The 18,524-nt window shown below is 63.2% G+C and carries 16 protein-coding genes; 4 read left to right on the top strand and 12 right to left on the bottom strand.

What is annotated here, in order from left to right; translation table 11 throughout:
* Window positions 1–26: 26 nt before the first annotated feature.
* Both U9970_RS11075 and U9970_RS11070 read right to left on the bottom strand, forming a co-directional pair.
* A complete protein-coding gene (locus U9970_RS11075; RefSeq protein ID WP_322764247.1) occupies window positions 27–1,253 on the bottom strand; it encodes an LL-diaminopimelate aminotransferase in 1,227 nt (408 codons plus the stop codon).
* Window positions 1,254–1,304: 51 nt separating this feature from the next.
* Window positions 1,305–2,510, bottom strand: a complete 1,206-nt coding sequence (locus U9970_RS11070; protein WP_322764246.1) for an ATP-binding protein — start codon at window positions 2,508–2,510, stop codon at window positions 1,305–1,307.
* Window positions 2,511–2,545: 35 nt separating this feature from the next.
* Between U9970_RS11070 and U9970_RS11065 the strand changes: the two genes are divergently transcribed.
* From U9970_RS11065 to U9970_RS11055, 3 genes are all read left to right on the top strand, one after another.
* Window positions 2,546–5,197 carry a TIGR03960 family B12-binding radical SAM protein gene (locus U9970_RS11065; protein ID WP_322764245.1) on the top strand — a complete coding sequence of 884 codons (2,652 nt, stop codon included), beginning with the start codon at window positions 2,546–2,548 and terminating at the stop codon, window positions 5,195–5,197.
* A gap of 393 nt (window positions 5,198–5,590) precedes the next feature.
* Complete coding sequence (locus U9970_RS11060; protein WP_322764244.1) at window positions 5,591–7,627, top strand: Rne/Rng family ribonuclease; 2,037 nt, start codon at window positions 5,591–5,593, stop codon at window positions 7,625–7,627.
* A complete protein-coding gene (locus tag U9970_RS11055) occupies window positions 7,628–8,269 on the top strand; it encodes a ribonuclease HII (protein WP_322764243.1) in 642 nt (213 codons plus the stop codon).
* Here U9970_RS11055 and U9970_RS11050 read toward each other — a convergent pair.
* Window positions 8,235–8,747 (bottom strand): DUF1997 domain-containing protein, encoded by a 513-nt coding sequence (locus tag U9970_RS11050; protein ID WP_255023820.1) that lies wholly within the window; start codon window positions 8,745–8,747, stop codon window positions 8,235–8,237. The genes U9970_RS11055 and U9970_RS11050 overlap by 35 nt on opposite strands.
* Window positions 8,748–8,816: 69 nt before the next feature.
* Here U9970_RS11050 and pheA point away from each other — a divergent pair, with 69 nt between their 5' ends.
* Window positions 8,817–9,644, top strand: a complete 828-nt coding sequence (gene pheA / locus U9970_RS11045) for a prephenate dehydratase (RefSeq protein ID WP_255023819.1) — start codon at window positions 8,817–8,819, stop codon at window positions 9,642–9,644.
* 7 nt (window positions 9,645–9,651) lie between these two features.
* On the opposite strand, the gene U9970_RS11040 is transcribed toward pheA, so the two are convergent.
* The 9 genes from U9970_RS11040 to U9970_RS11000 all read right to left on the bottom strand — a co-directional run bounded on the left by U9970_RS11040 (window position 9,652) and on the right by U9970_RS11000 (window position 18,460).
* The gene (locus U9970_RS11040; protein WP_322764242.1) at window positions 9,652–10,635 is read right to left on the bottom strand and encodes a methyltransferase domain-containing protein; all 984 of its coding nucleotides are present in this window, start codon (window positions 10,633–10,635) and stop codon (window positions 9,652–9,654) included.
* 8 nt (window positions 10,636–10,643) lie between these two features.
* Complete coding sequence (locus U9970_RS11035; protein WP_322764241.1) at window positions 10,644–11,291, bottom strand: LON peptidase substrate-binding domain-containing protein; 648 nt, start codon at window positions 11,289–11,291, stop codon at window positions 10,644–10,646.
* Window positions 11,292–11,410: 119 nt separating this feature from the next.
* Window positions 11,411–11,731 (bottom strand): 30S ribosomal protein S10, encoded by a 321-nt coding sequence (gene rpsJ / locus U9970_RS11030; RefSeq protein WP_006910513.1) that lies wholly within the window; start codon window positions 11,729–11,731, stop codon window positions 11,411–11,413.
* 123 nt (window positions 11,732–11,854) lie between these two features.
* A complete protein-coding gene (gene tuf, locus U9970_RS11025; RefSeq protein WP_322764240.1) occupies window positions 11,855–13,084 on the bottom strand; it encodes an elongation factor Tu in 1,230 nt (409 codons plus the stop codon).
* A 39-nt stretch (window positions 13,085–13,123) separates the two neighbouring features.
* Window positions 13,124–15,199: an elongation factor G gene (gene fusA, locus U9970_RS11020; protein WP_322764239.1), complete on the bottom strand. Its 2,076-nt coding sequence runs from the start codon at window positions 15,197–15,199 to the stop codon at window positions 13,124–13,126.
* Window positions 15,200–15,299: 100 nt separating this feature from the next.
* Window positions 15,300–15,770, bottom strand: a complete 471-nt coding sequence (gene rpsG, locus U9970_RS11015) for a 30S ribosomal protein S7 (RefSeq protein WP_106632418.1) — start codon at window positions 15,768–15,770, stop codon at window positions 15,300–15,302.
* A gap of 106 nt (window positions 15,771–15,876) precedes the next feature.
* Entirely contained in the window at window positions 15,877–16,251 is a 375-nt protein-coding gene (gene rpsL, locus U9970_RS11010) for a 30S ribosomal protein S12 (protein ID WP_106632417.1), read from the bottom strand.
* A gap of 65 nt (window positions 16,252–16,316) precedes the next feature.
* Window positions 16,317–16,673: an AIR synthase gene (locus tag U9970_RS11005; RefSeq protein ID WP_322764238.1), complete on the bottom strand. Its 357-nt coding sequence runs from the start codon at window positions 16,671–16,673 to the stop codon at window positions 16,317–16,319.
* A 44-nt stretch (window positions 16,674–16,717) separates the two neighbouring features.
* Window positions 16,718–18,460, bottom strand: coding sequence for a phosphodiester glycosidase family protein (locus U9970_RS11000; protein ID WP_322764237.1), 1,743 nt, complete (start codon window positions 18,458–18,460; stop codon window positions 16,718–16,720).
* Window positions 18,461–18,524 lie beyond the last annotated feature (64 nt).

The raw sequence follows: 18,524 nt of genomic DNA, 5'->3' as shown, positions 1-18,524 counted from the left end.
TGGCAACAGACATGACGTTTGCCCTATTAAAGGGCCCGGATGCGCCCCATGGCTTCCTCCACGTTCTCCCGGCTGTTGAAGGCCGAAAGGCGGAAGTAGCCCTCACCGGCGGCGCCGAAGCCGCTGCCGGGGGTGCCCACCACGTGGGCATTGCTAAGCAGGTGGTCGAAGAAGCCCCAGGAATCCAAGTTTTCGGGGGTTTTCAGCCACACGTAGGGGGCCTGCTCGCCGCCATACACCTGGATGCCCGCGGCGCTGAGCTCGCGCCGGATGATCGCCGCGTTCTCCATGTAAAAGGCCACCAGGGCTTTCACTTGGGCCTGGCCTTCAGGTGCATACACAGCTTCGGCGCCCCGCTGCACGATGTAGCTGACGCCGTTGAATTTGGTGCACTGGCGCCTGTTCCACAGGGCCCACAGCTCCACCCGTTCGCCATTGGCGGCAGTGCCCATTAGGCCGCGGGGCACCACGGTGAGGGCGCAGCGGGTGCCTGTGAAGCCGGCGTTCTTGGAAAAGGAGCGAAACTCAATGGCGCACTCCCGGGCGCCTGCGATTTCGTAGATCGAGTGGGGTAGCTCGGGGTCCTGGATGAAGGCCTCGTAGGCGGCGTCAAACAGGATCAGGGCATCGTTGGCGCGGGCGTAATCGACCCAGGCCTGCAGCTGCGCCTTGGTGGCTACAGCGCCGGTGGGGTTGTTGGGGAAGCACAGGTAGATCAGATCCACCTTCTCGCTGGGGATCTCGGCGGTGAAGCCGTTGGCAGCGGTGATCGGCAGGTAGGTGAGGCCGCCGTAGCGCCCAACGTCATCGGCGTCGCCGGTGCGGCCTGCCATCACATTGCTGTCTACATAAACCGGGTAAACCGGGTCTGTCACGGCGATGCGGTTGCCCTCGCCGAGGATGTCGAGGATGTTGGCGCTGTCGCACTTTGAGCCGTCGGAGACGAAGATCTCCTCTGCGCTGATCTGGCAGCCGCGGGCCTGAAAATCCTGCGCCGCGATCTTCTCGCGCAGCCACAGGTAGCCCTGCTCGGGGCCGTAGCCGTGGAAGCCCTCGCGGCTGCCCATCTCATCGATGGCCGCTTTCATGGCGTTGCGGCAGGCTTCTGGCAGCGGCTCGGTGACGTCGCCGATGCCGAGGCGGATGATCGGCGCCTCAGGGTTGGCCTCGCTGAAGGCCTTCACCCGCCGGGCGATCTCTGGAAACAGGTAGCCAGCCTTGAGCTTGAGGTAGTTGCCGTTGACCTGGGCCATGGTGCGCGGTGTGGGCCGCCGCCGGGCCCGGTGAGTGATGGGGCGATTGTCCTATGCGGGTTGCTGGCCCACCTCCAGGGGCGGTTGCACCCAGATGCCCGGGCGGATCTCGAAGCTCGTTTCCACCGGGGCGATCAGTGAGGCCTGCTCCGGTTGGAGCTGCTCCACCAGCTCATGGAAGCCGCGGGAGAGCTTCGGTGCTTTGGAGAGCTTGATTTCATAGACCCGCCGGCGCTGGCCCCGCTCCAGCACCAGGTCGAGTTCGGCGCCGTGGCTGGTGCGCAGGAAATGGGGACGCCAGCGCGGATGGGCGGCGATCAGCTGCTCAATCACGAAACCCTCCCAGCTCTCACCGGCCTGCGGGTGGGCCAGCAGATCGTCGTAGCTCTCGATGCCGAGCAGGTTGTGCAGCAGGCCGCTGTCGCGCAGGTAGAGCTTGGGGGAGTGCACCAGTCTCTTGCTCAGGTTGGCCTCCAGGGGCGGTAGACGCCGCAGCATGAAGGTGTGCTCCAGCGCCGCCAGCAGCTTCTGCAACCGGGCGCTGCTGAGATCCAGCAGGCCCGCTAGCCGGCTGGCATTGAGGGTTTGACCCTGGAGGTGGGCCAGCAACCGCCACAGCCGCTCCATCAATGGCAGCGGCAGCCCGAGCTCCAGGGCGGCGATGTCGCGGCCCAGGAAGGTGCGGATGAAATCCTCGCGCCAGTCGATGCTGTCGTCGTCTGCACTAGCCAGCAGGCTCTCGGGGAAGCCGCCGCGCAGCCACAGCTGCTGCCAGCGGATGGCGGGGGCCACTTCGCTCAGCAGAAACGGGGTGAGCTCCACCTGGGCGATGCGGCCGGCCAGGCTTTCCTGGCTCTGGTGCAGCAGCGGGCCGGAGGCCGAGCCCAGCAGTAGGAACCGGCCGGGCCGGCGATCCCGGTCGATCTCGGCGCGCAGCAGATTGAAAAAATCTGGCAGTAGCTGGATTTCGTCGAGGCACACCAGGTCGTGGCGGTGGGCCTCGAAGAACAGCTCCGGCTCCTGCAGGCGGGCTCGATCGCTCCGGTCCTGCAAGTCGAGCAATACGGCATCACCGCGCTCGGCCAATAGTTGGCGCGCCAGCGTTGATTTGCCGCACTGCCGGGGTCCCAGCAGCAGGGCCGCCGGCGCCCGGTTCAGGGCCTTGCTGAGCGCCAGCTGGGCTTGCCTGGGCAGATAACCGTGCATTTCTGCAGCATAGGTGCCAAATTGCACGGTTATTGCCGGTGTTGCGGGCATGCATACGATTGAGCTCTTGCCTGCCGTCGGCACCTGTGACCGTTGCCACCTCGGCTGATGCGCCGGTCGACTTCGACGCCCTGATTGATCTGGGCATCAGCAAGCCCGCCCGCTACCTGGGCAATGAGCTGGGGGTGAAGCCGCGCGACTGGGAGGCCGATTGGAAGCAAGTAGGGGTGCGCTGGGCGCTCACCTACCCCGAGGTCTACGAGGTGGGGGCAAGCAACAGCGGCCACATCATTCTCTATTCAATTATCAACGCCGTTCCCGGCCAGCTGTGCGACCGCAGCTACCTGCCGGCGCCGGATCTGGCCGCCCGCCTGCGCGAGCGCGGCGCGCCCCTGTTTGCGGTCGAGAGCCGGCGGCCCCTAGCCGCCTTCGACATCCTGGGCTTCTCGCTCAGCTACGAACTGGGCGGCACCAACATCCTCGAGATGCTGGAGCTAGCCGGCATCCCGATCCGGGCGGCCGATCGCGGCGACCTGCCCCTGGCTCACCCGGATGCGCCACCGCTGATCTTTGCCGGCGGCCCCACCGCCACCAGCAACCCGGAGCCCTTTGCCGCCTTCTTTGATTTTGTGGCCCTCGGCGATGGCGAGGAGCTGCTGCCGGAGATCGGCCTGGTGGTGGCTGAGGCTCGCGCTGCCGGCCATACGCGCCGGCAGCTGCTGCGCGATCTGGCCCAAGTGCCTGGCGTGTACGTGCCCTCGCTGTATGGCCCCGGCGCCGATGGGGTGAGCATCGAGCCGCTCGAACCAGGCGCCCCGGCCCGGATTCAGCGGCGCACCGCCACGCCCATGCCCCACTACGCCATGGGGTTGGTGCCCCATATCGAAACCGTGCACGACAGGCTCACGGTGGAAATTCGGCGCGGCTGCACCCGCGGTTGCCGCTTCTGTCAGCCGGGGATGCTGACCCGCCCTGCCCGCGATGTGGAGCCAGAAGCGGTCATTGAGGCTGTTGAGGAGGGCATGGGCCGCACCGGCTACAGCGATTTCTCGCTGCTGTCCCTGAGCTGCTCGGATTACCTGGCTCTGCCTGCGGTGGGGGTGGAGCTGCGCAACCGCCTGGCTGACAAAAACGTATCCCTCACCCTGCCTAGCCAGCGGGTGGATCGTTTCGATCAAAACATCGCCCACATCCTGGGCGGTACCCGCAAGGCGGGCCTCACCTTTGCGCCGGAGGCCGGCAGCCAGCGTCTGCGCGACATCGTCAATAAGGGGCTCACCGATGCGGAGCTGCTGGCCGGCGTGCGTACGGCGATGGAGAACGGCTATCGCAAATTGAAGCTCTATTTCATGATCGGCCTGCCGGGTGAAACCGATGCCGATGTGCTTGGCATCGCCGATACGTGCCAGGCCCTGCAGCAGCAGTGCTCAGATCTGGGCCGGCTGGAGCTCAACCTCACGATCAGTAATTTCACGCCCAAGCCCCACACGCCTTTCCAGTGGCACAGCGTCAGCACCGATGAATTTCGGCGGCGTCAGGAGCTGTTGCGCCGCGCCCTGCGCCAGTTGCGGGGCCTCAAAACTAATTTCAGCGATGTGCGCCTTTCCGCGGTGGAAGACTTTGTTGGCCGCGGCGACCGCCGCCTCTCAGCGGTGATTGAGGCGGCCTGGCGGGCTGGGGCGGGCTTGGATGCCTGGTTTGAGTCGGCCGAGCGCAGCTACGCCGCCTGGACTGGTGCAATCGAGGCGGCGGGTCTAGGCGGCCGCTACCGCCAGCTGGAGCTAGGCGCCTGGAGCGCGGTGGAGGCGATGGATGCTGCTGACCTGGAGACCTTTTGCGAACAGAGCCTTCCCTGGGACCACATCGATTCCGGCCTGGATAAGCGCTGGCTGGCTGAGGACCTGCAGCGTGCCCTAGCCGCCACCGTGGTGCCCGATTGCTCCTTTGATGGCTGCAGCAGCTGTGGCGTGTGCGGCCCGGAGCTTGGCCACAACGTGGTAATTCCGCCGCCTGCCATTCCGGCGGCCCTTCCCCAGCGGGCCCCTGCCAGCGAGCGGGTCGACCGGCTCCGCATTGGCTTTGCCAAAACTGGCTCCCTGGCTTTGATCAGCCACCTAGACACCTTGCGAATGCTGGAGCGGGCCCTGCGCCGCTCTGGCTTGCCGGTGAGTTTCACCGGTGGCTTCCATCCTCTGCCTCGCCTGCAGCTAGCCCTGCCGCTGCCCTTAGGGGTAGAGGGCAGCGGAGAGTGGCTGGATTTGGAGTTCACCGAACAGGTGGATCCAGGCCTGGTTCGCTCTCGGTTGCAGCCTGAGCTTCCAGCTGGCTTCCAGTTGCTCTCGGCTATTCGGGTTGAGGTGTTTGGCGTCAGCCTTTCCCAAGAGCTGGCTTCTGCCCATTGGCAGTTTGTTTTGCAGCCCCAAGCCGGGGCGCCGCCGACCCCGGAGCAGTGGCAGCAGGCCCGCGCCAGCCTGCTCGCCGCTGAGACGCTGACCTGGAACGACACAGATAAAAAAGGTCGCCCCCGCAGCCGCGATTGCCGGCCGTTTCTGCTCGATTTGCAATGGGCGGAGCCGCAGTCGGATGGTTCCTTGCTGTGCACCCTATGGGCTGCGATCGATGCTGCTGGCCGCAGTCTCCGCCCTGAGCAGGTGCAGCACTGGCTCGCTGAACGGCTCGGTCAATCCCTTGCCCTGAGTGGCTTGCGGCGGAAAGACTTGGTGCTGAAGCCGTGCTAATTTCCTACCAAGGCGAATAGCCGATTGGGCTCGGTTTATTGATCGAGTTCCAGCGGTTGCCGGTAGCCAGGTTCGCTGGTTTAACCGCCCCAGGACACCCCTGTCCCAGTCTTCGCCCCACCGCCTTCAGGAAGCTCGATTCTTGAAAGCAGTTTCGCGGCACTCGATGCGCGAAAGATTCAGAACAGCATTTGTTGCAGTATTGCCGCCAGAACGTTCCGGATTTGCCGGCGTTCCGATCACTTTCTGGGCTTCCAATAGTCCAAGTTTTTTTGGCTTGTTGATGTTTGTCTGGCCTGGCCCCGTAGGGCTTGCACCAGGTTTCAGCCTTCAAGTCCGCCCATATCCATCGTCTTATCCCTGGCCGGGCCCGTCGGGCCCATCCCATTCCCCATGCCCCAGCAGATCGTCATAGCCGAGCAACTGCGAATCGCCGCAGTTCTCAACGACGAACGTGTTGATGAACTGGTTGTAGCCCAAGGCCGCTATCAGATCGGAGACGTCTATCTAGGCACCGTTGAAAATGTGTTGCCTGGCATCGATGCCGCTTTTGTAAATATCGGCGAAAGCGAAAAGAACGGCTTTATTCACGTCACCGATCTGGGTCCCCTGCGGCTGCGCAAGGGAGCTGCCGGCATTACCGAGCTACTGGAGCCGCGCCAGAAGGTGTTGGTGCAGGTGATGAAGGAGCCCACGGGCACCAAGGGGCCTCGCCTCACCGGCAACCTGGCCTTGCCGGGGCGGTTTTTGGTGCTGCAGCCCCACGGCCAGGGAGTGAACATCTCCCGCCGCATCAACGGTGAGAACGAGCGCAACCGGCTGCGGGCCCTCGGTGTGCTGATCAAGCCACCAGGCGCCGGCCTGTTGATCCGCACCGAGGCAGAAGCTGTTAGCGAAGAGCTGCTGATCGACGACCTTGAAGCCCTGCTGCGCCAGTGGGAGGGCATCCAAACCGCCGCCGAAAGCGCCAGCCCACCGGTGCTGCTCAACCGCGACGAAGACTTTGTGCATCGCGTCTTGCGCGATCTCTACAGCCCAGAGCTGGTGCGGGTGGTGGTTGATACCCCGGAAGCGGTTGCCCGGGCCAATGCCTTTTTGGGCTCTGATCACACCACGGTGCTGGTGGAAGCTCACACCGAGTCGGCTGAGATTCTCGAGCACTTCAAGGTCAATGCCGCCATTCGCGATGCCTTGAAGCCGCGAGTTGATCTGCCTTCTGGCGGCTACGTGATTATCGAGCCCACCGAGGCGCTCACTGTCATTGATGTCAACTCCGGCTCCTTTACCCGCTCGGCCAACTCCCGCGAGACGGTGCTCTGGACCAACTGCGAAGCGGCGGTGGAGATCGGCCGCCAGCTGAAGCTGCGCAATATCGGTGGGGTGGTGATCATCGACTTCATTGATATGGAGTCCCGTCGTGATCAGCTGCAGCTGCTCGAGCATTTCACCCAGGCGGTTCGAGACGATGCCGCCCGTCCCCAGATAGCCCAGCTCACCGAGCTCGGCCTAGTGGAGCTCACCCGCAAGCGCCAGGGTCAGAACATCTACGAATTGTTTGGGCGAGCTTGTCCCAGCTGTGGGGGCCTGGGTCATGTGGCCGTTCTCCCTGGCAAAGACACGCTGCAGCCCCTGGCAACCCTCACCGGCCTGGTGCGCTCCGCCGCATCGGCTCGCGCTGAGGTACTCAGCCCCGCCATCCCCGAGGCCGCTACCGGTCGCCGCCGCCGAGGCGGTCGAGGCGGGCGCAATGGCAGTGAGTTCCTCGATGCGCCTGGCACCCAGGCCGCTGATGGGGTCGAGATCGTCCCGATTGAGGCCCCTGTCTCAAGCAGCAGCGCCAGCATGGAGCCGGCCCCCCGCCGCTTTGATCAGGAGCTGGTGGCCGTGCCGATGGATGCGGACCAGGAATTGGTGTTTGGCTGGATGGGCCTCAATCCCGCCCTGCTGCTCGAGCAGCCCCCCAGCAACGACAACGTCGTGGTCAGGGTGGTTCGCCCCGGCATGGAGGCGGAAGAAGTGCTGGAGCAAGCCAGGCAGCAGCTGGCCGCTGCCGGTTCCCGTCGTCGCCGTGGACGAGGTGGTCGTGGCGGTACCGCGGTCGCCGCTGACGCTCAGTACGGCAATGGAGATATGCCGGCGCTGGTGGAAATAACGCCCCTGCCAGAGCGCAGCGAGCCCGAGACTGTGGTCACGGTGTCGGTGCCGACCACTGCCAGCATCGCTCCTCCTGAAGTCGAGATTCCAGCTCGCCGCGGTCGCACCCGCAGTTCTGCGGCCAAAACCCCTGCAGCGAAAACCCAAACTTCTCAGGCCACAACCCCCCAAGCCCCAACCTCCCAAACTGACACCGCGGTGGCAGTTGCTGAGCCAGAGCTTGATGAGTCAGGCGAACCGCGCCGCCGCCGCCGGCGCTCCTCGGCCTCCAGCTGAGTGGGCCGGCCGGAGCCGGATCCCTGGCAGGGCCGGGATCCGGGCGAGTGCGCCGGCGTTGATGAGGTAGGTCGTGGCTGTCTGTTCGGCCCTGTGTTTGCCGCTGCGGTAGTGCTGCCGGCCGCAGCGCTACCGCCCTTGGCTGGTCTGGGGCTCACCGATAGCAAAAAGCTCACCGCCCGGCGCAGGGCGGCCTTGGTACCCGTTATCCAGCGTCTGGCTGCTTCCTGGGCCCTCGGCCAGGCCTCAGCGGCAGAAATCGATCGCGGCGGCATCCGGCTAGCAACCGAGCTGGCCATGGCCCGCGCCCTGCAAAAACTGTCGTGTCCGTTTGAGCTGCTGCTGGTGGATGGGGTGCTGCCCCTGCGGGGCTGGCACGGCGACCAGATCACAATGGTGCGAGGCGATAGCCACTGCCTGGCGATTGCGGCCGCCAGCGTGCTGGCTAAGCAGGCCCGGGACGCCTTGATCACCGCCCTGGCGCAGCGCTATCCGGGCTATGGGCTGGAGCGACACGCTGGTTATGGCACGGCCTTGCATCGCGCCGCCCTCCAAAACCTCGGCACAACGCCGCTGCATCGTCATAGTTTTTTGGGGCGGCTGGAGCTCAGTGCTCCTGGCACCAGAGGCGATAGTCGCTGAGTAGCTGCTGCCCCACCCGGCCCTTGATGCCCAGCAAGATGCCCGCCAGCAGAGAGCGGCCGGTGGCCTCCAGCACCTTGGCTGGAATCAGTTTGAGCAGCGATGGCTGGCTCACCGTCACGGCCAAGCTGGCTTCCCCTTCCAGCCCGTTGGCACCCGCTGCCAACCAGGATCCCAGGGTGAGCTGGAAATCATCCACTAGCCCCAAACCCTCCAGTTCACACTCGGTGGCTTCCAGTACCAGCCGTTCTTGGGCAAGACGGATGCGCAGATCTACCACTGGCTGAATCTGCAGTTGAAATACCTGCAGATGGGTCACCGCGTAGCGATAGCGACCTGGGCCAAGGGGCTCGAGCTGGTTGGGATCCAGCAGGGCTTTGACCACCCGATCCTGATCGCTCAAGTAGGCGGCCAGCCGTTCGGGCTGGTGGCTCACGTCAAGTTGCAGTTGCTGACTGGCGCAGAAGGCCAGGGGCATGGCCTGCGGGCCGGCGCGGCATGATCCTATCGGTCACCACTCGATGGCCTGTCCTCGGTTTCGGAAACGATGCGTTTTGCCTTCCTCGGGCCGGCCGGCACCTACGGCGAGCAGGCCACCCGGCAACTGGCCGAGTTGGAAGGTGTCGCCAATCCTGAATTGGTGCCTCAGCTAGGTATTCGGGCCGTTGTTCAAGCCCTGGCCCAGGGCACCTGTGATGCGGCAGTGGTGCCTGTCGAGAATTCAGTGGAGGGGGGGGTGACTGCCTGCCTGGACGCTCTTTGGGAGCATCCGGATCTCAGCGTCGCCCGGGCCCTAGTGCTGCCGATCCGCCATGCCCTGCTTGGCAGCGGCCCGATTACGGGCGTGAGTGAGGTGCTCTCCCATCCCCAGGCCCTGGCCCAGTGCAGCCAGTGGCTTTCGGAACACCTGCCCCAGGCCTTGCAGCTGCCCACCAGCTCGACGGCGGAGGCGGCCCGCATGGTGGCGGGCAGTCGCTTCCGGGCGGCGATCGCCTCCCAGCAGGCCGGCACGGAGCATGGCCTGCTGGAGCTGGCCTACCCGATCAATGATGTGGCGGGCAACTGCACCCGCTTCCTGTTGCTGCGGCGGGGCCCCCGCTCATCGCAGGGCCCGATGGCAAGCCTCGCCTTTTCCCTGCACTCCAACCAGCCAGGGGCCCTGCTCGAAGCCCTGGGCTGCTTTGCCCAGCGCGGGCTCAACATGGGCCGGATCGAGTCGCGCCCATCAAAGCGGGAGATGGGTGAGTACATATTTTTTGTTGATCTGGAGCTTCCCGACGGATCAACCCCCCTGGAGGCAGCCCTTGCTGAGCTGGCGCCCCTTTGCGAGCACCTAGCCCTATTTGGGGCCTATCCGGTCACCAACCTCGCTTAGCCGTCGCTTAGGCCTGGCTGGGCTTGCGGCCGCGAAAGACGCCAAATTGCATCAGCCCGGTGGCGAAGGCCCAACGCATCAGCAGGATCGTGGGCGTTTCGCGCAGGCCTTGCAAAACTGCGGCGGGACCCAGGCCCAGGATGGCGCCGGGCCGGCGTACGCCCTCAAAGATCGATTCGATCCAGGAGGGCAGGGTGGCGCTGGTCCAGTCGCCGGTTTCGATTGTCATGCCACCAGCCTGCTGACTTTGTTCGAGGTGCTTTTGCAGCCCGCGGATACTGGCGAATTCAGGGTGGGCCCACTGTTCAAGCAACTGACGCATCACCCAGCGCTCGCGCCGGTCCATGGCGCCAGCGGCCGGATCGCGCCGGTTCCAGTCAGCTACAGCCAGCAGGCCGCCTGGTTTGAGCACCCGCAACAACTCATCGGCGTAGCGCTGCTTGTCGGGCATATGGGGACAGGCCTCCACACTCCAGACGGCGTCAACGCTGGCGTCGGCAATTTCCAGGGCCAGGGCATCCATCACCGCAAAGCGGCAGCTGAGGCCGGCTGGAGTGAGGGCTGTGGCCCGGGCGATCTGGGCCGGGCTGATGCTGATACCCAGGACGTTCAGTCCGTAGTTCCTCGCCAGGATGCGGGCGCTGCCGCCAATGCCGCAGCCCACATCGAGCACGGTGGAGCCGGGGGGCAGTTGGTCGAGGCCGCTCCAGCGGGCCAGTTCATGGACGAAGGTTTCCTTGGCAACTCGGAAATCCTGGTGGCGCGACCTGCCGCTACCACTCTGGCGGTAGTAGCCCAGGTGGATATGGTCCCCCCAGAGCCGCTCCAGCAGCTGGTCATTGGTCCAGCGGTCGTAGGCGTCCGCCACGCTTGCTGAGGATTCATATCGTCGCCGGCGTTTCAGCCAGAGACGCGCTGATAGGGCGACGGCAAGGCAGCCAAGGGCTCCGGCCCCGATGGTGGCGGCCAGGGGCCAGCTCAGGACGGTCATGGCAGGAGTTATTGGGGCTGGAAGGTGTCTTTGAGCACGGTGCGCGCAGCCAACTGCCTCCTGGTCTGGTCCAGCAGTTCGTATTCCTGGCGCAGGCGCTCGCTGGTGTCAGTGATTTCCAGCAGGGCCTGCTGGTGGTCGGCCACCGGGCCACCTAGGTGGGCTCCGATCCAGAACGACAGCTCCCGGGGCAGGTCGGGCAGGTCGTTTGGCAGGCTGGCCGGTTTGCCAATCAGCTTGCCGGTGAGTTCCACCACATCCCGTAGGGCTTGGCCAACATCGCCCGCCAAAGCAGCGAGATCAGCATGGCTTGTCTCGGGTTCATCTTCGATCCAGCTCACCATTCCCACCCGAAAGGGCGCCTCACGCACGATGTCCAGTACGCGAAAACGCTGTTGCCCCATGGTCACAATGTTGCTGTGATCGTCGTCCTGGGTCTGACAGTGCAGGATCTCGGCACAGCAGCCCACATCGGCCATGGTCTGGTTTTGGGGGTCCCAACGCACAACTCCGAAGCGCTGGTCTCCGGCCATCACCGTGCGCAGCAGCATCCGGTAGCGGGGCTCAAAAATATGAAGTGGCAGTACTTCCTGGGGGAAGAGCACCACGTCGGGCAAGGGAAACAGCGGCAGCTCCCTTACGGCCAGCTCGCCCATGGCTTGAACAGGAGATGCGAATCCATCCTAGAAAAAAAGCCCCAGCCACGCGTTGGCGTGACAGGGGCATTCTGGGGTCAGCGACTGGCCAGGCAGGATTATCTGAGATTGGGCTCAGATCAGAGCTTGACTTCAATATCAACGCCGCTGGGCAGGTCAAGCTTCATCAGGGCGTCGATCGTCTTTGCCGAAGGGCTGTAGATATCGATGATGCGCCGATGGGTGCGGGTTTCGAAGTGCTCGCGGGAGTCTTTGTCGACGTGGGGCGAGCGCAGCACGCAGTAGATCTTGCGCTTGGTGGGTAGCGGAATGGGGCCGATCGCCGTGGCGGCAGTGTGGTCGGCAGTTTCGATGATTTTTTCGCAGGAGAGATCAAGCATCCGGCGATCAAACGCCTTGAGGCGAATGCGGATCTTCTGCTGGGCAATGGCGGTGGACATGTCGGATCAGGCGTCAGGAAGCTCCTGGGCGAAACGCCCTGGTGGCTGGTGGAGCTGGATTGTCGAGGAGCGGCAGGTGGGGTGGAGACCCAAGAGGTCCCACCCCAAAAACCTACCTCAGGATCAGGCGATGATCTTGGAGACCACGCCAGCACCGATGGTGCGGCCACCTTCGCGAATAGCAAAGCGCATGCCCTGCTCAATGGCCACGGGGCAGATGAGCTCGCCGGTCATCTTGATGCGGTCGCCGGGCATCACCATCTCGACGTTGGCACCGTCGTCAGAGGTGAAGGCGGTGATCTGGCCAGTTACGTCAGTTGTACGGATGTAGAACTGGGGGCGATAGCCAGCAAAGAAGGGGGTGTGGCGGCCGCCTTCTTCCTTCTTAAGCACATACACCTCACCTTCAAATTTGGTGTGGGGCTTGATGGAGTTGGGCTTCACCAGCACCATGCCGCGCTCGATGTCCTCCTTCTGGATACCGCGCAGCAGTAGTCCACAGTTGTCGCCAGCCAAGCCCTCTTCGAGCAGCTTGCGGAACATTTCCACGCCGGTGACAGTGGTCTCGCGGGTGTCGCGGATGCCGACGATCTGGACGGTTTCGCCAACCTTGACCTTGCCGCGTTCGATACGGCCAGTTGCCACGGTGCCACGACCGGTGATCGAGAAAACGTCCTCGATTGCCATCAAGAAGGGCTTGTCGACCTCGCGCTCGGGCTCGGGAATCGACTCGTCGACGGCATCCATTAGGTCGAGAATCTTGTCAACCCACTCATTGGCACCGCGCTCGGCCTTGTTGCCAGCTTGGATAAATTCGAGGGCCTTCAGGGCTGAACCTGCCACCACGGGGATGTCATCGCCAGGGAAGTCGTAGCTGCTGAGCAGCTCGCGCATTTCCAGTTCGACGAGCTCGAGGATTTCCTCGTCGTCGACCATGTCCTTCTTATTGAGGAACACCACTAGGGCGGGAACGCCCACCTGCTTGGCAAGGAGGATGTGTTCCTTGGTCTGGGCCATCGGCCCGTCGGTCGCTGCTACTACCAGGATCGCGCCGTCCATCTGGGCGGCACCGGTGATCATGTTCTTGACGTAGTCAGCGTGGCCGGGGCAGTCCACGTGAGCGTAGTGACGCTTGACTGTCTCGTACTCGACGTGGGCCGTGTTGATAGTGATGCCCCGCTCTTTCTCCTCAGGAGCACCATCGATTTCGTCGTAGGCCTGGGCCTTGGCCATGCCCTGGGACGCCAACACGTTGGTGATGGCAGCCGTGAGGGTGGTTTTGCCGTGGTCAACGTGGCCGATAGTGCCAATGTTGACGTGGGGTTTGTTCCTTTCGAACTTCTCGCGTGCCATGAGTAGAAAGAATCGGGGGGTTAGTGGGTAGAGGAGAGATCAGGAATTGCCCTGATTCTTGGAGATGATGGCCTCAGCCACATTGCGAGGAACTTCCTCGTAATGGCTGAACTCCATCGAGAAAATACCCCGACCCTGGGTCATGGATCGGAGCTGGGTGGCGTAGCCGAACATTTCGGCCAGGGGCACTTTTGTTTGGACTTTGGACTGACCTTTGTCAATGGACTGCCCTTCGACCTGGCCTCGACGGGATGAAAGGTCGCCGATGACCGACCCAAGGTAATCCTCGGGGATCTCGACTTCCACCTTCATCATTGGCTCAAGGAGTACGGGATTGCACTTCTTGACGGCGTCTTTGAAGGCCATGGATCCGGCGATTTTAAACGCCATCTCCGAGGAGTCGACGTCGTGGTAAGAGCCGTCAACCATGGTTGCCCTGACGTCGATCATCGGGAAACCAGCAATCACACCGGATTGGCAGGTCTCCTTCATGCCGGCTTCTGCAGGACCGATGTACTCCTTGGGAACGATGCCACCAATAATTTTATTGACGAATTCGAATCCTGTGCCTGGCTCGCCTGGCTCCATTTCGATCACTACGTGGCCGTATTGACCTTTGCCACCAGTCTGACGAGCATATTTTCCTTCCCCCTTGGAGCTGGTGCGAATGGTTTCGCGATAGGAAACCTGCGGAGCGCCGATATTTGCTTGAACATTAAATTCGCGCAGCATCCGATCCACCAAGATTTCAAGGTGGAGCTCTCCCATGCCAGCAATAACTGTCTGGCTGGTTTCTGGATCGGTGGAGACCCTGAAAGTGGGGTCTTCTTCTGAAAGTGACTGAAGAGCTTTGGAAAGCTTCTCCATATCACCCTTGGTTTTCGGCTCGACAGCCACCGAGATCACTGGCTCTGGGATGAAGAGCGATTCGAGGATGATCGGGTCAGATTCGACGCAAAGTGTGTCTCCAGTGGTGGTGTCTTTAAGGCCCAAGACTGCACCAAGATCACCTGCACGGAGCTCGTCCACCTCTTCGCGGTCAATAGCCTTGAGCAGGATCAAGCGGGAAATGCGCTCCTTCTTGTCCTTGGTGGAGTTGAGTACGTAGCTGCCTTTGTTCAGCACCCCGGAATAGATGCGCACAAAAGTGAGCTTGCCGTAGGGATCAGCCATCACTTTGAAGGCCAGGGCGCTGAAGGGGGCGCTGTCGTCACAGGGGCGGTTTGACTCACTGCCATCTGGCATGAGGCCAGTGATGGGAGGTAGATCAACTGGTGCTGGCAGGTAGTCGACCACCGCGTCTAGCACCAGCTGGACGCCCTTATTTTTAAAGGCTGAGCCACAAACAATTGGCACCAAGCCATGATGGATGGTGGCCTGGCGGATGCCTTTGATCAACTGCTCTTCGGTGAGCTCGCCATTTTCCAGGAAGGGATCGATTAAGTCTTCAACGGACTCAGCGACTGTTTCCATCAACTTGAGGCGCCACTTTTTAGCCTCTTCAACCATATTTTCAGGAATTTCACTTTCAATGATGTCGGTGCCGAGATCATTGGTGTAAATAATCGCCTTGTTGTGTACAAGGTCGATGATTCCTTTTAGTTCGCCCTCAGCTCCGATCGGCAGCTGGATCGGGGCTGCATTGGCTTTGAGCCGATCCTTGATTTGCTCGTAGACCTTGAGGAAGTCGGCACCGGTCCGGTCCATCTTGTTGACGAACACGATCCGAGGCACGTTGTAGCGGTCAGCCTGACGCCAAACGGTTTCTGACTGGGGCTGAACGCCACCAACGGCGCAGAAGACAGCGACCACTCCGTCCAGGACCCGCATCGAACGCTCCACCTCGATGGTGAAGTCGACGTGCCCGGGGGTGTCGATGATGTTGATGCGGTTGTCTTTCCAGGTGGTGGAAATGGCAGCTGCTGTGATCGTGATTCCACGCTCCCGCTCCTGGTCCATCCAGTCGGTGACCGCTGCACCGTCGTGCACCTCGCCCATCTTGTGGACAACGCCTGAATAGAACAGAATCCGTTCAGTCGTCGTGGTTTTGCCCGCATCGATGTGGGCGGCAATACCAATATTTCTTACGCGTTCCAGTGGAAAGGCGCGGGCCACGGGGGAGGTCTCCGAAAGGTCAACAAAACGTGGGCGTCACTCTACAGACCGGGTCTGTAGAAGCTGAAGTCGCCCTGGGCTTCAGCAATTTCAGGCAGGATCAGTAGCGGTAGTGGGCGAAAGCCTTGTTGGCTTCAGCCATCTTGTGGGTCTCTTCCCGCTTGCGAACCGCGCTACCGGCTTCATTGGCTGCATCCATCAGCTCACCGGCCAATTTCTGGGCCATGCTGCGACCGTTGCGGGCGCGGGAGAAATTCACCAGCCAGCGCAGGGCCATGGCTGTACCGCGCTCCTGGCGAACTTCCATCGGCACCTGGTAAGTGGCACCGCCAACCCGGCGGGCACGAACCTCAACCAACGGAGTGGCATTGCGTACAGCTGTTTCAAACAGCTCCAGGGGATCAGTACCGGTGCGGTCGTTGATCAAGGAGAAGGCATCCGAAAGGATGCGCTGTGCTGTCGACTTTTTGCCGTGCTTCATGAGCCGGGCCACGATCATGGAGGCCAGGCGGCTGTTGAACTGGGGGTCGGGAAGCACTGGGCGCTTCTCGGCGGCATTGCGGCGAGACATGGTCGACCGGAGCGGGGAGAACTAGGGGATGGGAAAGGAGCGGGCATCGGTGACGCCCTTTGCTGAAGTTGCTGGTCAGCGGCTGGTTACGCTGATCTAGGCGGCTTCAGCTCTTTGGGGTCTTGGCGCCGTACTTGGAGCGGGACTGGCGACGGTCCTTAACGCCCGCGGTGTCCAAGGTGCCGCGGATGATGTGGTAGCGGACGCCAGGCAGATCCTTGACGCGTCCACCCCGGATCAGAACCACGGAGTGCTCCTGAAGGTTGTGCCCAATGCCGGGGATGTAGGCGGTCACCTCAAAGCCAGAGGTGAGACGCACCCGAGCCACCTTGCGCAGGGCCGAATTCGGCTTCTTGGGGGTGGAGGTGTACACGCGTGTGCACACACCGCGGCGCTCGGGGCAAGCGCGCAGGGCGGGCGACTTGGTCTTCCGGGAAAGACTCTGGCGCTCAGTACGGATTAGCTGCTGAATGGTGGGCATCGAGGACCGGGGTCTGGTCGGAGAATATTGGTCGGACGTCCGACCGATTTCGACAATCCGTCACCTTACTGGGTCGCCTGTCGCCCTCCTCCTGAGCGACTGAAGGCAGTGCCGCAGGCGCAAGTCACCGTGCCTTCGCCTGGACGTACCAAAAAGCCGCCGCCGCTGATGTCACCCCGGTAGTCCAGGCTCAGGCCGCTCAGCAGGTTCAGCTGCTCTGCTGGCGCATAAAGGGTGATGCCATCGGCGCGGGCAATCGGCGTGCCCGCCAGGTGGCCGGGGCGCAAGCGAATCGCCCAGCGCTCACAGCGCCCATCTACTAGATCCAGATGCATCATCCCGGGGGTGCCCGCCACAGCTGCGTGCCGGCCCAGCTCGGCGGCGGCGGCGGCGGTCACGCGCAGGCTGTGCGCCTTGGCCATGAGGATGGGGGGGCTGCATATCTAAGCCCACTTTGGCAGCCTGCTCACGGCACCAGGCCGACACCGTTGTGAACCGATCCGGCCACACCTCGCCCTTTTACCTGCAGGGACCCCCCCAGCACCAGGCCGGTGGAGCTGCCGCCATCGAGATTCAGGGCGTCTTGCAGGCCTAGCTGTTGCAGCAGGGCGGCGGTTTCCCCCAGGGAGGGGCCGCTGTCCTGGATCCCTTCCAGGGTGATCAGCCAAATCTGGCGGTCGTCTCTGGCCAGCACGGTGCGGGGTGCTCCTTGGTTGAGGAAGGCGGAACTGAAGTTTTCAGCGGCGCCATTGAGCACGATGCGGCCAGCCTGCAAAAGCAATGGCCCCCCGCCGATCACGTGTGTTGCGAGGCCGAGGTTGCTGCTGGGGCGGCTTTCGATCTGGAGCCGATCGCCTAAGCCCCAGGGCAGCTCACTGCCGCCCCTTCCCACCAGCAGCAGGTCATCGCCCCGTAGCGGCACACCCGCATCCAGTTCGGAGGGGCCAAACTGCTGCCGCACCAGGCCTCCTTGGATTAATAAGCCAGTCTCAGAGCCACTGAGGGCTCGGTAGTTGGGCCCCCAATCGGCGGTATAGCGGCTGATGCCTCGCTGCACGTAGCCACTGTTGACAACGGCGACCGGTAGACGCAGAGCTCCTGGACCCACAACCCATTCTGAAAGCTGTAGCCGGCCAAAGCGGGGCATGGTTCGCTCGTCCCAGGCGGCGACTCCCCGGTTCAAAATTGGCCCGGAAAGCCAGCGGCCGTCTTGTTTTAGAGCCCCCAAGGGCAGGCGCTTTACCCGGTTGAAGTAACCCCCATTGATCGCTACCCAGGCCTGCTGCTGGTTGGCAAGCTGCACCAGGGAGCTGAGGCCCTCCATGGCTCCAGGCCTAGCCAGGGGCCGCAGCTGCAATGAGGCGTTAAGTGGATCAATGCGGATCGCGTTAATGCGCACCCCCTGGCGCACCAGGCGATCCCAGTGAAGTTCTTTGCCAAGCAGGGCCTGCAGGCGCGGATCGATCGGGGCTGGACTGTCGGGGCGGCTAGCGGCCCCCTGGTCCGGCCACTCGATCACCACCCGGTTGGGTTCGCCCAGGCTGAATACCCGCGTCAATTTGGCTGCGGAGGGTTTGAGCCTTAGCCCGGTGCTGCCCTGCTGGGCCTGGAGGCCCAGGCTCCCCAGCAGGGTCTGTTGGTCGCTGCGGCTGAGCAGGTCGACCACCAGTCCGGCGTCGTCTCTACCAATGGTCGCCGGGCCGCCCAGATCGAGCACGATTCGCTTGACGGGGCCAGGGTTTGAGCTGCGCACCTGGAGTAGCTGGGGCCTGGCCAGCTCCAGGCTGAGCAGGCTGCCCTCCCGGCGTAGGCCCACGCCGATGCGGCCGAACAGGCTGCTCACCTCTACCGCTACCTCGTCTTCAAGGCTGCGTTGGGCGCTGGCGGGAACCTTGAGTTCCTGGCCAAACCACTCCAGCTCCAGAGCGCCATCGCTGCGGCTGCGGCTGGTGACCCCGAGCTGGTTCTCGAGCACCTCTAGGGGTATCCACAGTTGTTGGGGCGTGTTGCCCAAGCCCCCAATCCAGAGCCAGCGGGCGCTCTGGAGCCGGCCGTTGATGCGGATACTGCTGCCCCGGCGCTCAGTTGCGGCGGCCGCACCGATTGGGACCAGCGGCGGTGGCGGCGGCGGCGTAATCGGCATGGCCCGGCCGACCCCTGGCAGGCACAGAACCAGGAGCCAGCCAGCCAGGAATGCAGTAGAGGCCATGGGCCAGCCAGGCCGACAGCCATGAAAGCTAGCCCTCTTTATGAGTTGGGGCGCCCTGGTTTGG

Source organism: Cyanobium usitatum str. Tous (assembly GCF_963920485.1).
Classification (GTDB): domain Bacteria; phylum Cyanobacteriota; class Cyanobacteriia; order PCC-6307; family Cyanobiaceae; genus Cyanobium_A; species Cyanobium_A usitatum_A.
The sequence above is the reverse complement of the archived record's forward strand: the minus strand, read 5'-3'. Positions and strand labels throughout refer to the sequence as shown.

Bases quoted from the DNA above. Each gene is read 5' to 3' on its own strand.
- pheA (WP_255023819.1), top strand. From the start codon at position 8,817: ATGCGTTTTGCCTTCCTCGGGCCGGCCGGCACCTACGGCGAGCAGGCC.
- rpsL (WP_106632417.1), bottom strand. From the start codon at position 16,251: ATGCCCACCATTCAGCAGCTAATCCGTACTGAGCGCCAGAGTCTTTCC.
- rpsG (WP_106632418.1), bottom strand. From the start codon at position 15,770: ATGTCTCGCCGCAATGCCGCCGAGAAGCGCCCAGTGCTTCCCGACCCC.
- U9970_RS11060 (WP_322764244.1), top strand. From the start codon at position 5,591: ATGCCCCAGCAGATCGTCATAGCCGAGCAACTGCGAATCGCCGCAGTT.
- U9970_RS11040 (WP_322764242.1), bottom strand. From the start codon at position 10,635: ATGACCGTCCTGAGCTGGCCCCTGGCCGCCACCATCGGGGCCGGAGCC.
- U9970_RS11005 (WP_322764238.1), bottom strand. From the start codon at position 16,673: ATGGCCAAGGCGCACAGCCTGCGCGTGACCGCCGCCGCCGCCGCCGAG.
- U9970_RS11000 (WP_322764237.1), bottom strand. From the start codon at position 18,460: ATGGCCTCTACTGCATTCCTGGCTGGCTGGCTCCTGGTTCTGTGCCTG.
- U9970_RS11075 (WP_322764247.1), bottom strand. From the start codon at position 1,253: ATGGCCCAGGTCAACGGCAACTACCTCAAGCTCAAGGCTGGCTACCTG.
- U9970_RS11070 (WP_322764246.1), bottom strand. From the start codon at position 2,510: ATGCCCGCAACACCGGCAATAACCGTGCAATTTGGCACCTATGCTGCA.
- U9970_RS11035 (WP_322764241.1), bottom strand. From the start codon at position 11,291: ATGGGCGAGCTGGCCGTAAGGGAGCTGCCGCTGTTTCCCTTGCCCGAC.
- rpsJ (WP_006910513.1), bottom strand. From the start codon at position 11,731: ATGTCCACCGCCATTGCCCAGCAGAAGATCCGCATTCGCCTCAAGGCG.
- tuf (WP_322764240.1), bottom strand. From the start codon at position 13,084: ATGGCACGCGAGAAGTTCGAAAGGAACAAACCCCACGTCAACATTGGC.
- U9970_RS11050 (WP_255023820.1), bottom strand. From the start codon at position 8,747: ATGCCCCTGGCCTTCTGCGCCAGTCAGCAACTGCAACTTGACGTGAGC.